The sequence below is a fragment of the Bacteroides sp. 90-K9/2 genome (assembly GCF_047310725.1).
Taxonomy (GTDB): Bacteria; Bacteroidota; Bacteroidia; order Bacteroidales; family Bacteroidaceae; genus Bacteroides; species Bacteroides vicugnae.
Genome location: NZ_JBCGVL010000001.1, coordinates 950,623 through 963,384, shown reverse-complemented (window position 1 = coordinate 963,384; position 12,762 = coordinate 950,623). Strand labels below are relative to the sequence as shown.

Here is a 12,762-nt window from a genome sequence, read left to right as displayed (position 1 = left end):
AATGGCAAAAGTAATAGTAGGATATACAGGTTTCGTAGGAAGTAATCTCTGCGTTTCTCACCAGTTTGATGCTTGTTATAATAGTAGAAATATAGAGAATGCTTTTGGTACTCATCCCGATTTATTGATATATTCTGGAGTAAGGGCTGAAATGTTTCTTGCTAATAATTTTGCTAATGAGGATTTGGCTACAATTGAGGAAGCAATAGAGAATATTCGACGTATAGCTCCTAAAAGGATTGTGTTAATTTCAACTATAGCAGTGTATAATAAAACTTATGGCGTTGATGAATCCACTCCTATAAACAAAGAATTATCTACACCTTATGGTTGCAATCGTAGGATTTTGGAGGAATGGGTTGAACATAACTATCCTGATTCATTGATAGTACGCCTTCCTGGGATTTATGGTATCAATTTAAAGAAAAACTTTCTTTTTGACATGATCCATATTATTCCTACAATGTTGAAAGAAGATAAATATGAAGAGCTTTCTAAAAAGTCTAAACTCATAGCATCTTCATATAGTATGCAAGGTAATGGCTTTTTGAAATGTTCTGTAAAAGATAAAATTATACTTTCTAAACTGAAGAGAGAATTTAAAAATCTAGGTTTTACTGCATTATCTTTTACAGATAGTCGAGGGATATATCAGTATTATTGTCTTTCGCATCTTTGGTCAGTCATAGAAAAAGCGTTGGCCATTAACATTAATGTACTGAATATTGCGGTAGAACCGATTACGGCTGCGGAAATTTATGAATATGTATATGAAGGTGAAAAGTTTGTAAATGAATTGGATAAGCCAATTGCTCATTATGATTTTAAAACTATTCATGATATAGAGTTGGGAGGTACCAATGGTTATCTTTTGGGTAAAAAAACTTGCCTTGATGAAATCAAACAATTTGTCTTGTCACAATTACTATGAGATTATCAATTTCAAATATAGCATGGAGGGGTAACAATGATCTTTTTATGTATGAAATACTTAGATCCTATGGTTATCAGGGTCTTGAAATTGCCCCGACACGTATTTTTATGGAACATCCGTATTCGCATAGAGCAGAAGCGAAACACTGGGCAACTGAATTAAAAAATGAATATGGACTTAAAATATCTTCCATACAATCTATTTGGTATGGTCGCCAAGAGAAAATATTTGAAACAGAAAATGAAAGAAAAATATTAGTCAATTATACTAAAAAGGCCATTTTATTTGCAGAATCAATAGGATGTAAGAATATTGTTTTTGGATGTCCTCGTAATAGAGATACCGATAATATAACGGGTAATATGTCAATAGCTATTGATTTTTTTAAAGAACTGGGTGATTATGCAATAAAACATAATACTATTGTTGCGATAGAAGCCAATCCTCTCATATATAATACCCGTTTTATAAATACTACTGAACAAGCTGTTGAATTGATTTATAAAGTATCCTCGGAAGGAGTAAAACTAAATGTTGATTTAGGCACAATCATATATAATAAAGAAGATATTGGATATTTGAGACAAGTCGCAGAAGTTATAAATCACATTCATATTAGCGAACCAAATTTGAATATTATCGAACGGCGTGATATGCATAAGCAACTTTTTGCTTTATTGAAGGATATCAATTATCAGCATTTTGTGTCTATAGAGATGGGGAACAAAGATAGTATAGAAGATGTAGTCCGAGTTCTTGAATATGTAAAATCTTTGAATGTATGAGATTGATAACTAGTCTGGTAAAGCGAAATCCTAAACTATTTGAATTTGTGAAGTTTGGAATAGTAGGAGGGGTTGCTCTTTTTATATTGTATTTAGTGTATTATTTGTTACTATCCGTATGTGGACATAACTTATCCTATACTGTTGGGTATATAGTAAGTATTATTGTGAACTATTTATTAACCGTATATTTTACATTTAAAGTAAAACTAAATACAAAACGAACTATTGGTTTTGCATTTAGTCATCTGGTTAACTATCTGATACAGATAGGCTGTTTAAACTTGTTTCTTGTCTTGGGGATATCTGAGCAATGGGCGCCCTTTCCGGTGTTTATTATTTGTGTACCAATAAATTTCTTGCTAGTGAGATACTTTATAAAAAAAGATACGGATGAAGAAAATTGATTATGTCATACTGTTAATATTCATCCTTATGTTTTATGTGATGAATATTATTGTGCCTTTTTATGGTGATGATTATGCTGTGATATATTCTATGTATAATGATAGGTTGATCACAAATGTAACAGATTTATTAAAATCAACTTTTGTTAGCTGGCATAATTTGAATGGTCGTTTCTTTTGCAATTTGTTAATGATGGCTTTTCCAACGCTTATAGGGGATGTAATATTTAATATTTTGAATACAATTGTGTTTACAATATCGTTGTGTTTGATGATTAAACTTGTAGTTCCCAAATTTAACTGTAGCTCTGTATGCCCTATAGCGATAGTATTATGTGGATTTTATGTAATTATGCTTGAAAATGGTAGTCTATTCTTTTGGGGAGCAGGTTCTGCAAATTATTTATGGTCTATGGCTATGTCATTAGGCTTTTTGGTGATCTTGCAGTATTTACAAAATAAAAAGACGCGGATGACGACAGAAATAAATATATTAATATTGTTTTCTTCATTTTTTTTAGGTTTGCAACATGAAATGTTTGTGATACCAATGTCTTTTTCTCTATTAGTATTTTATGCTTTTAATCGAAATCTATTAAATAAAAATCTATTATTTGCTTTAGTAGGGTTTTGTGTGGCGTCTTTAATTGTATTTGCTTCTCCTGGTAACTTTAACCGCGTTGGGAGTGAATCGGGAATAGAAGCTTTGAATTTTATGGCTATTATAAGAAGGGTAATTGCCTTATGTAAAAGTTTGAAGTTTTTTTATTTATTTTGGGGAGTATGGGTCATATTTCGGTTCAAACATAAAAATGAGGCTATTTTTTTCTTGAAGAGAAATATTTTAATTCTGTTAATGTTATTTTCATCGTTTGCTATTCCTATATTTGCAGGTCAGGGAGGTAGATCAGCTGTTGCTATAGAAGCATTCAGTATTATAGTTTTAGGAAGATTAATATACGCTTTCTACAATTCTGGTTATGTTAGATGGTTTTATGGTATAGCAATATGTTTATTCGTACATTTTACTCTTGTGATTTATGATTCTTTTTATAAGTGGAATATTGTCGATAATTGTCAACAAACATATCTTAATAGTAAAGATTATATTATAAAAAGAACGGTATATGAAGGCATGAGTATTACGAGGCCTTTTACTATAAATGTAGATGATGTATTGAATTCCAGTTTCACTTCAATGAGATTGGCGAGAGTTAAAGCTGATAAATTGGGGGTAGATTCTGTTCCTATTATGATAACTATTCCCGAGAATGTTGCTGAAATGTTATATGAGGGCAGTTCTTTATTTAGTAATGCAAATAGGGTACAAGGTAATGCGGGATTTTACGGAATGAAAGGTCTGGGTTACTATGTAATGACTTATGATTCATTGAAAGAAGAACAGATAAAGCAAGGGTTACTATATAAAACACAAAAATTGCCAATAATATCTAGTAAAGGAATAGAGATTAATTTCGATCCTAATACTATACTTATTTCTCCATGTCCAGTGATATTTGTGAAAGATGAAAAGATGGGTAACTGGATTTTACTTAATAGAAAGTTTAAAACTTATTGGGGATTTGAATGTGATTGTGTTAGCATACATAAAACTAAACCTAGTAATAGATTTAAACTGATTAAAAGAAAATAAGAAGACTGCAAAGATTTCTAGATGAAACGCTTACTTATCATTAATACACTCTATAGTCCCAATATTGGAGGTGGTGCTGAGATTATTTGTCAAGAACAGGCCGAAGCGTTAGCAGTGAGAGGTTATCATGTGTCTGTACTTACAACAGGGGCTGCAAATAGGAAGGTGGTGTCTGACACAGTAAATGGGCTCACTGTATATAGAGTGGGAATACGCAATATATATTGGCATTTTGAGAAAAGAAATGGACGGTTAGTTCACTTAATTTGGCATTTGCAGGATATTTATAATAGTGCTATGATGGCCGGAGTTGAGTGGGCACTTAATAAAGAAAAACCGGATGTTGTTATATGTCACAATATTTCGGGACTGTCTATCTCTATTTGGAAGGTTATAAAACGTCGCAATATTCCCATTATTGAAGTGTTGCATGATCAGTATTTTCGATGTCCTAATAGTAATGCTTTTAAGCATGGGAAACCATGTGAGGGGCAGTGCGTGTTATGTCGATTAATGCGACTGCCTCATCGATATATGAGTAATCAGGTAGATGTGGTTATTGGGGTTAGTAGATTTGTACTAGATAGCCTTATCTGTTTAGGTTATTTTGCAAGGAGTTGTAAAAAGGTGATTCATAATGCGCGTAATATTACAGAACCACAGCAGTACCTTATATGGAACGGTAACGAGCCGCTTCGTCTTGGCTATATTGGTACATTGAGCGAGGTGAAGGGGGTGGAGTGGTTGATACGCACTTTTATGAAAATGAATATTAACGCTACACTTACTATTGCTGGAAGAGGCGATACACAGGATTATGAGAGTTATTTACATAATTTAGCTTATGGGGATAGTAGAATAAATTTTGTTGGGTATGTGAAGCAAGCTGAACATTATGCTAATATTCATCTGTCAGTGATTCCATCAAGATGGCCGGATACATTTCCCACTGTGGCATTTGAGAGTTGTGCGTACCACGTGCCTGTGATAGCTACTAATTGCGGTGGACTCCCTGAAATAATTCAAAGTGGGATTAATGGTGTAATTGTTGATGCTTCAGATATAGATAGTCTTTCAAAAGCGATAATGTATATTTATGATAATCCTGCTATATTAGCTAGTATGGCTTTAAGAGCAAGAAATACTGTAGAGGAAATGATGGACTTTGAGGGGTGGATTGATAAATATGAAGAGATAATTGAAAGTATATAATTACTGGAATGTTAATTTAAAAAAAATATATGTTTGTAATTGGAAACGAATTGTTAAAATTAGTACTGATTGATTCGTTGATACTATTGATCGCTATAATTATTTCGTCAATATATATTAGCAAGAAGAGTATTGGAAAAGAAAAAATAGCTTTATATATATATATGATTGTAACATTCTCTATTTACAATATATATGTAAAACCTGTACAAGATTATTTATTACCTATACCTCGTACTTATATTTTTTATCAAAAGATAGTTGCAGGATTATCAATTTACGATTTTTTCTCTATTGGGCTTTGTGGGATGCTTTTAATTCGCTATTTTATTCTTAAAAGAGATAAGGGGATTTTTAAGCAATCGAATGTTATTATGTGGATATGGAGAAGAGATGTATATATATTGGTTTTATCTTTTGGGGGATTTTATCTTTATATGTTAACAGGCAATCCAACGGATTATATGATACAGCTTAGAACATTACGGGGGGTAATAACAGGGTTCATTTGTGTTTATATAACAATGCTTATTTTAAAGAAATATGATAAAGAGCAAGATATAAGAAGACTCCTTTCAATATTGTTCTTTCTAAATTTTATGAATGTGTTATCTCAGGTTATTAGTTCTTTTTTCTTGCAAAGTATAAGTTGGCAAAGAGGGGGGCATAGTGTAGTTTTATTAGACCAGTCTGAGAGTTATATGTCACTATTCCTTCTTCCTTTAATAATAGCTAAAAATAAGATAATTTCCAAATGGATGGTTTTTACGGCTTATGTTATCATATTACTACAGGTGTATAATTATGTGAAAATGTTGTATTTAAATGCAGCATTATTGCTTATATTATTAGTTATTATAGGATTAATGGGAGGGAGGATATCACGTAGAATTAGGAATTTATCGATGTTGATCGGTATAGCTGTATTTATATTTGCCTTGTTTTTTATTAATAGTTCGAAAGGTGATAAAATGTCTAGAGTGGGACAAAATAATAGTTTAATGGTTGCATTTCAGAATAATCCAGTAAATATTATTTTTGGAATAGGTGATGGAGGTTTGATTATAAGGCAAACCATGTCAGAAGATGGTGGTGAAAGAAGAGTTGTTGATTCTGAGAATGAAAAATATTCGCAATATCAAGCTGAATATCAAGTCCCATATTTGGGTACACTCAAGACGTCAGGTATCTTAGGAATGGTATTTATTGTTTATTATTTAGTTCTTCTTTTGAAATTGACGTGTCGTGTTCAACAGAAATATGGCTGGTATTACTGTGCTGCATTAGGTCTTTTTTTAATAGTGGTAAGTGTTGGACGTTTGATGATTATTGCAGAACCACAGATTCCGATTTTTTTATGTGAGGCATATATTATTTACGCGTTACTGTTAAGGGTGGAACTATTAAGATTACCCAATGCTGTAGCTTAAAATAATAATGTTGTGGAGTAGTTGATAACATATATAAAATGATAATAATAAACGCAAGGTTTTTGACTCAGAAATTAACTGGTGTACAGCGGTTTGCTATTGAACTTTGTTTGCAAATGAAAGAAAGATTCGGTGGTGATGTACAGTTTGTTGTACCTTATAATATTATTCATACAGAGATAGCTGAACAATTGGGGGCAGTCGTTATAGGAAAAAAGAAAGGCCATCTTTGGGAACAGATAGATTTACCAATCTATTTGAAGACTAAAGGTAGTCCTATACTTATATGTCTGGGAAATACAGCACCTGTTTTTTATCATAATAAAATTTCAACACTACATGATATTATGTTCATACGCTATCCTAAAACATTCTCATTTAAATTTAGGATGCTATATAGGATTCTCATACCAAGAGTGTTACATACCTCAAAGCATATTTTTACAGTAAGCGATTTTTCTAAGAAAGAAATATGTGATTACTATAACGTTAATCCGAATAAAGTCGCAATTATTTATAATGCGGTAAATGGAATGTTTCATCATATAACTGATAATGTGTTAGGTAAGGAAAAGTATTTGATTACAGTTTCAAGTTTTAAAGAGAATAAGAATTTTATTATGGCATATAAGGCATTTAAATTAGCTCAAAAATATGTAGAAGGCTTGAAATTATATATAATTGGTGATGTTAAAACAGGAAGTTTTAATAATATGGATGTCCTTGTTTCTCAGTTGCAACAAGATAAAGATGTAGTATTGTTGGGGCGTGTGGCGGATACTGAACTTGTAAAATTTTATAGTAACGCTATGGCTTTTGTTTTTCCTTCATTTTATGAGGGATTTGGGATACCTGTGCTTGAAGCACAAGCTTGTGGATGTCCTGTTATTTCGAGTGATTCTTCGGCTTTGCTTGAGGTGTTAGGTGATAGTGCAATATTGTGTAATTCAAATAAAGAAAATGATTTTGCTAAAGCTATAATAAAAATTGCTCAAGATAAGATAATGTCAGAATATCTAGTTCGTAGAGGATACGAGAATGTAAAACGTTTTTCGTGGGGAAGGAGTGCGGAATATATCAGGGATATTATAAAATCATATGATGATGAATATTGAATACTTCAATGTTTTAATAATATTATCATTTGGATATTTTTTTAGGGGGATGAGGATTCTGATGACTATAATAAATACCTTTGGTATGAAGGAGAGGGAGTATATATTTTCCAGTATACTTTGGAAATGCCAATTTGATTTTAGCGACTTAAAGTAATTTATTTTGCAAGAATGAAAAGTTGTAGTCAAGTATTGTTCTGTGAAAATAAATATGTTTAGTGAAGTACATAAAGTGATAAAGGAAAAAGTGATTTATGAGATATTTTCTATCGCTTTAAAATATTATTGCACTTATTAAATATGAAAGTTGCTATTATTCAAGAATGGTTAGTAACCGTTGGCGGTTCAGATAAAGTAGTCAAAGCTATTGCGGATGTATTTCCTGCCGCAGATATTTACACCTTAGTTGCTAAAAAACAAGTTTGTGACGAATTAGGGATTGACTGGAATAAAGTCCATACATCATTCATTCAGAAGTTGCCTTTAGGGGTAAAGAAGCATAGGATGTATTTGCCTATATTTCCGTTTGCAATAGAACAGTTTGATTTACGGGGATATGATGTGATTATATCATCTTCTCATGCTGTTGCCAAAGGAGTTTTAACCAAAGCGGATCAACTGCATATTTGTTATTGTCATTCTCCTATTCGTTATGTGTGGGATATGTATCATGAATACTTGGAAGAATCGGGGTTGACAAAAGGCTTGAAAGGATATCTGGCTAAATATATGCTTCACCGTATTCGTAAATGGGATTTGATATCCAGCTTCCGGGTTGACTGTTTTATAAGTAATTCCGATTATGTGGGACGTCGAATTCAGGAGACTTATAGGCGGGATTCTGTAACAATTCACCCTAATATTGATATTTCTAACTTTGATTTGTGCGTAGAGAAAGAAGATTTCTATTTAACTAGTAGTCGTTTGGTGGGATATAAGAAAATAGATCTTATTGTCGAAGCTTTTAGTCGTATGCCTAATAAAAAGCTGGTTGTGATTGGTGGAGGTCCTAATTTGGAAAAGATACGCAAGATTGCCGGGCATAATGTAACTGTCATGGGATATCAGTCATTTGCCGTACTAAAAGAAAAGATGCAGAAAGCTAAAGCCTTTGTTTTTGCAGCAGATGAGGATTTTGGTATGATTCCGATCGAAGCGCAATCATGTGGGACTCCTGTTATTGCTTATGGCAGGGGAGGTTCTTTGGAAACAGTAAAAGAAGGAGTAACAGGTCTTTTCTTTTATGAACAAACTGTAGATTCGATTATTGATGCAGTAGAAAGATTTGAAAAACTAGAAACACCGTTTGATCCTAAAATAATACGTAACCATGCGGAGACTTTTTCGGAAGAACGTTTTAAGAAGGAAATAAAGGAGTTTGTAGAGTTAAAATATAATGAATTTAATCATCTAGTGAAATGAGTCATTTTATATTTGGCGGTTCCGGTTTTATCGGTACGCACCTTATTGCTCTAATTGATAATTTATATCCGGGTACAAGAATATACAATTTGGATATCGTGGAGAATAACCATGAAGGTAAATCTACATATATCAATTGTGATGTTCGTTCTGAAATAAACATTGATATTCCCGTTACTTCCGAAGACGTTATCTTTAACTTTGCAGCCGTTCATCGTACCCCGGGACATCCGGACCAGGCTTATTTTGAGACGAATATTCGTGGTGCAGAGAATGTATGTGCTTTTGCCGAGAAGTTCGGGGTAAAGAGAATCGTTTTTACTAGTTCCATAGCCCCTTATGGTGCAGCTGAAGATTTGAAAACAGAAAAGACGCTTCCCACACCGAACACGCCTTATGGAATTTCTAAATTAGTGGCTGAAAAAATACATGCGATTTGGCAGGCAAAAAAAACGAACGAACGGCAACTTACTATTGTTCGTCCGGGTGTGGTATTCGGTAAAGGGGAAAATGGTAACTTTACCCGTTTGTATTGGGGTATCCGTGGTGGTAAGTTCTTCTATCCAGGCCGTAAAGATACGATTAAAGCTTGCATTTATGTGAAAGAATTGGTTCGCTTTATGCTTTACCGGTTGGAGAATCATAGCGAAGGAGTAGAGTTATATAACTGTACATTTGAACCGGCTTTTACTATCGAGCAAATAGTCGAAACAATGAAAAAGGTTACGGGACTACAACGTGCCATTGTTAAGGTGCCGGGAAGTCTTCTAATGACAGTTGCAAGTATTGTCGGTCCGTTAGGGGGAAAAGCTTTAGGTATTTGTCCGGCTCGTGTAAAGAAATTAATGATCTCTACTAATATATGCGGAAAGAAATTGGCTGATTCAGGTTATAAGTTTCATTATACATTTGAGGAAGCAATTAAGGATTGGTATAGAGATAATGATAATCTGTATTTGAGATGACTTTTCTGAAATAAATTGGGTATATAATAAATGTTGAATATGTTGAGATGTAATAAACACGTGAGTGTTTCGTATGTGAGATGAAAAAAATGTAGGTCCCTAGCTTCATGCTGTAAAGGCATGATTCTCCTACATTGTGGATTGGAAATCGTACGACGGTACATTTCTAATTTACGCCCTGACATCGGAGGTTAAAGCCGATGTGAATTTCCCACTATATCAACTGTCTGTGAAGATCGTTGATATTTAAAATGAATCACAAACTATAATTATAAAAGAATATGTAGGTCCCTAGATTCATGATAAACTCATGAAATCCCTACATTTTGCAGGTTAGAAATCGTACAGCGGTATATTTCTAACTTAGCCCTCATATTGGTTTAAAAACTGATATGTATCTATATGTGAAATATACCAACTGTCTGTGAGGATCGTTGGTATATTATTTTTTAGATGGTTAAAGAATACAAAAAAAGAGCAAACTTGCATGATTCCTAAATCTTTCCAGAATCTGTATCGTTATTTGCTGTATGAAACGAAAGTATAGTATTAACGCTAAAAGAATAACGATTATGAAGAAAATTCTATCTTTACTTGTGTTGGCTATTGTAGCCGTACAATTCTCATTCGCAAAAGATGTGATTACAAAAGACATGAATCAGTTACCGCTTCCGGCACGTAATTTTATCAATAGCAATTTTACGAAACCAGAGGTGGCTCATATCAAGATTGATAAGGATATGATGGAGTCTACCAAGTATGAAGTGGTATTGATGGATGGTACGGAAATTGATTTTGACAGTAAAGGCAACTGGGAAGAAGTAAGTGCAAAGAAAGGACAGGTTGTTCCTGTTAGTATTATTCCGGGATTTGCTGTCAATTATTTGAAGTCTCATAATTTTGTAAATGAGGGAGTGACCAAAGTGGAACGTGACCGTAAAGGATATGAAATAGAATTGTCTACCGGACTTTCTTTCAAATTTGATAAGAAGGGAAAGTTTATCAAGGCTGATGATTAATTGAAGATTTGTGATAATAGACCTAAACAAGAAGATAGCTATGTGGAGATTTAAGTTTGGCGCTTGGGCAGTGGTATTGATGATGACTGCTCTTTTGTTTGGCGCATGTGATAATGACGATGATGATACTTTTGTTCCGCCCAGTAATATTACAGAAGCCTTAAAACAGGTATATCCGGCTGCCCAGAATGTAGAATGGGAGATGAAAGGTGCCTATTATGTAGCTGACTGCTGGGTAAGCAATGACGAACTGGAGGTCTGGTTTGATGCTAATGCCAATTGGGTGATGACGGAAAATGAACTGAATAGCATAGATCAGCTCGTACCGGCTGTTTACACCGCTTTCATGGATTCTAAATATAATGCATGGGTAGTGACGGATGTGTATGTGTTGACTTTTCCACAAAATCCGATGGAATCTGTGATTCAGGTGAAGCAAGGTAGTCAACGCTATGCGCTTTATTTCTCACAGGAAGGCGGATTGCTACATGAAAAAGATATTAGCAATGGAGATGATACAAATTGGCCGCCGACTGAATAGTTTTTAATCATAAAAATCAAAACGGGCTATTTCTATGAAAGGAATAGCCCGTTGTTTTTTATAATTACATTTGTTTATAATCCTTAGCTAATCCTCCTTCACTTGTTTCTTTGTAAAGTGATGGAAGGTCGTGTCCGGTCTGTTTCATTACTTGCACTACTTTATCGAAAGAGACACGGTGCATACCATCGGTGAAAGCTGAATAAAGATTTGCATCCAGCGCACGTGCGGCAGCGTATGCATTTCGTTCGATACAGGGAATTTGTACCAATCCGCATACCGGGTCGCAAGTCATTCCCAGATGGTGCTCCAATCCCATTTCTGCTGCATACTCAATTTGTGCAGGGCTACCTCCAAATAATTGATTGGCGGCAGCCGAAGCCATTGCGCAGGCGACGCCTACTTCTCCTTGGCAACCTACTTCTGCTCCGGAAATAGATGCATTGAATTTGACAATGTTGCCAAACAATCCGGCAGTGGCTAATGCGCGTAGGATGCGCATATCACTGAAATCACGGCTTTTCTGGAGATGATATAATACGGCAGGCATCACTCCGCAGGAACCACAGGTAGGAGCGGTCACTATTTTTCCACCGGAAGCATTTTCCTCACTTACTGCCAAAGCATAAGAAAAGACAAGTCCTCTGGATTGCAGGGATTGTTTGTATCCGGTAGCGCGTATATAGTAGGTGGAGGCTTTTCGTCTAAGATTTAGTGGGCCGGGAAGTACTCCTTCCGCTTCCAGTCCACGGTGAATGGCATCTTTCATGGTGCCCCATACTTCAGCCAGGTAATCCCATATATCTTCTTCCTCACATTCCTTCACGTATTCCCAATAACTTTTTCCGGTATCCTCACACCATTGGAGTATTTCGGTCATGTTTTCCATGCCATATACATCGGGGCTTTCGATAGTTGGATTATCATTATTTTCTGCCAGTGCACCGCCACCAATACTGTAAACAGTCCAGTTCTCAAGCACTTTATTATTGTTATCCAAAGCCGCAAATGTCATTCCGTTCGGATGGAACGGTAGAAAGACTTTGGGTTGCCATACAATTTCTACTGGTGCAGTGGGCTGTAAGGTGTCTATAATGGCTACATCCGTCATGTGTCCTTTACCGGTAGCGGCTAAACTGCCGTAAAGGGTGACTTTAAAAGATGCAGCATCCTGATGACGTTCCAAAAACATTTCGGCAGCTTTGCGCGGTCCCATAGTGTGGCTACTGGAAGGTCCTGTGCCTATCCTGTATAGCTCTTTAATCGATTTCATGACTG

The 12,762-nt window shown here is 34.7% G+C and carries 12 protein-coding genes; 11 read left to right on the top strand and 1 reads right to left on the bottom strand.

What is annotated here, in order from left to right; translation table 11 throughout:
• The first annotated feature begins 1 nt into the window (after position 1).
• From AAHJ11_RS03745 to AAHJ11_RS03695, 11 genes are all read left to right on the top strand, one after another.
• Positions 2-931, top strand: a complete 930-nt coding sequence (locus tag AAHJ11_RS03745) for an NAD-dependent epimerase/dehydratase family protein (RefSeq protein WP_148365890.1) — start codon at positions 2-4, stop codon at positions 929-931.
• A complete protein-coding gene (locus AAHJ11_RS03740) occupies positions 928-1,719 on the top strand; it encodes a sugar phosphate isomerase/epimerase family protein (protein ID WP_148365892.1) in 792 nt (263 codons plus the stop codon). Before AAHJ11_RS03745 ends, AAHJ11_RS03740 begins: the two co-directional genes overlap by 4 nt.
• Complete coding sequence (locus AAHJ11_RS03735; protein ID WP_148365893.1) at positions 1,716-2,126, top strand: GtrA family protein; 411 nt, start codon at positions 1,716-1,718, stop codon at positions 2,124-2,126. The genes AAHJ11_RS03740 and AAHJ11_RS03735 overlap by 4 nt, the downstream gene beginning before the upstream one ends.
• Positions 2,113-3,780 carry a DUF6056 family protein gene (locus tag AAHJ11_RS03730; protein ID WP_148365895.1) on the top strand — a complete coding sequence of 556 codons (1,668 nt, stop codon included), beginning with the start codon at positions 2,113-2,115 and terminating at the stop codon, positions 3,778-3,780. The genes AAHJ11_RS03735 and AAHJ11_RS03730 overlap by 14 nt, the downstream gene beginning before the upstream one ends.
• 21 nt (positions 3,781-3,801) lie before the next feature.
• A complete protein-coding gene (locus tag AAHJ11_RS03725) occupies positions 3,802-4,992 on the top strand; it encodes a glycosyltransferase family 4 protein (protein ID WP_320975322.1) in 1,191 nt (396 codons plus the stop codon).
• Positions 4,993-5,021: 29 nt separating this feature from the next.
• Positions 5,022-6,422: a hypothetical protein gene (locus AAHJ11_RS03720; RefSeq protein ID WP_320975321.1), complete on the top strand. Its 1,401-nt coding sequence runs from the start codon at positions 5,022-5,024 to the stop codon at positions 6,420-6,422.
• Positions 6,423-6,460: 38 nt separating this feature from the next.
• Complete coding sequence (locus AAHJ11_RS03715; protein WP_413579084.1) at positions 6,461-7,537, top strand: glycosyltransferase family 4 protein; 1,077 nt, start codon at positions 6,461-6,463, stop codon at positions 7,535-7,537.
• Between the two features lie 300 nt (positions 7,538-7,837).
• On the top strand, positions 7,838-8,959 hold the full coding sequence (locus tag AAHJ11_RS03710; RefSeq protein ID WP_148365902.1) for a glycosyltransferase family 4 protein: 1,122 nt from the start codon (positions 7,838-7,840) through the stop codon (positions 8,957-8,959).
• Positions 8,956-9,924, top strand: coding sequence for an NAD-dependent epimerase/dehydratase family protein (locus AAHJ11_RS03705; RefSeq protein ID WP_148365904.1), 969 nt, complete (start codon positions 8,956-8,958; stop codon positions 9,922-9,924). Before AAHJ11_RS03710 ends, AAHJ11_RS03705 begins: the two co-directional genes overlap by 4 nt.
• A gap of 572 nt (positions 9,925-10,496) precedes the next feature.
• The gene (locus AAHJ11_RS03700; RefSeq protein ID WP_148365906.1) at positions 10,497-10,943 is read left to right on the top strand and encodes a PepSY-like domain-containing protein; all 447 of its coding nucleotides are present in this window, start codon (positions 10,497-10,499) and stop codon (positions 10,941-10,943) included.
• Between the two features lie 40 nt (positions 10,944-10,983).
• The gene (locus tag AAHJ11_RS03695) at positions 10,984-11,484 is read left to right on the top strand and encodes a PepSY-like domain-containing protein (RefSeq protein ID WP_148365908.1); all 501 of its coding nucleotides are present in this window, start codon (positions 10,984-10,986) and stop codon (positions 11,482-11,484) included.
• Between the two features lie 64 nt (positions 11,485-11,548).
• On the opposite strand, the gene AAHJ11_RS03690 is transcribed toward AAHJ11_RS03695, so the two are convergent.
• On the bottom strand, positions 11,549-12,757 hold the full coding sequence (locus tag AAHJ11_RS03690) for an L-serine ammonia-lyase (protein ID WP_074557704.1): 1,209 nt from the start codon (positions 12,755-12,757) through the stop codon (positions 11,549-11,551).
• Positions 12,758-12,762: the final 5 nt, after the last annotated feature.

Coding starts and splice junctions, on each gene's coding strand:
- AAHJ11_RS03720 (WP_320975321.1), top strand. CDS start 5,022: ATGTTTGTAATTGGAAACGAATTGTTAAAATTAGTACTGATTGATTCG.
- AAHJ11_RS03690 (WP_074557704.1), bottom strand. CDS start 12,757: ATGAAATCGATTAAAGAGCTATACAGGATAGGCACAGGACCTTCCAGT.
- AAHJ11_RS03730 (WP_148365895.1), top strand. CDS start 2,113: ATGAAGAAAATTGATTATGTCATACTGTTAATATTCATCCTTATGTTT.
- AAHJ11_RS03745 (WP_148365890.1), top strand. CDS start 2: ATGGCAAAAGTAATAGTAGGATATACAGGTTTCGTAGGAAGTAATCTC.
- AAHJ11_RS03705 (WP_148365904.1), top strand. CDS start 8,956: ATGAGTCATTTTATATTTGGCGGTTCCGGTTTTATCGGTACGCACCTT.
- AAHJ11_RS03725 (WP_320975322.1), top strand. CDS start 3,802: ATGAAACGCTTACTTATCATTAATACACTCTATAGTCCCAATATTGGA.
- AAHJ11_RS03740 (WP_148365892.1), top strand. CDS start 928: ATGAGATTATCAATTTCAAATATAGCATGGAGGGGTAACAATGATCTT.
- AAHJ11_RS03715 (WP_413579084.1), top strand. CDS start 6,461: ATGATAATAATAAACGCAAGGTTTTTGACTCAGAAATTAACTGGTGTA.
- AAHJ11_RS03695 (WP_148365908.1), top strand. CDS start 10,984: ATGTGGAGATTTAAGTTTGGCGCTTGGGCAGTGGTATTGATGATGACT.
- AAHJ11_RS03700 (WP_148365906.1), top strand. CDS start 10,497: ATGAAGAAAATTCTATCTTTACTTGTGTTGGCTATTGTAGCCGTACAA.
- AAHJ11_RS03710 (WP_148365902.1), top strand. CDS start 7,838: ATGAAAGTTGCTATTATTCAAGAATGGTTAGTAACCGTTGGCGGTTCA.
- AAHJ11_RS03735 (WP_148365893.1), top strand. CDS start 1,716: ATGAGATTGATAACTAGTCTGGTAAAGCGAAATCCTAAACTATTTGAA.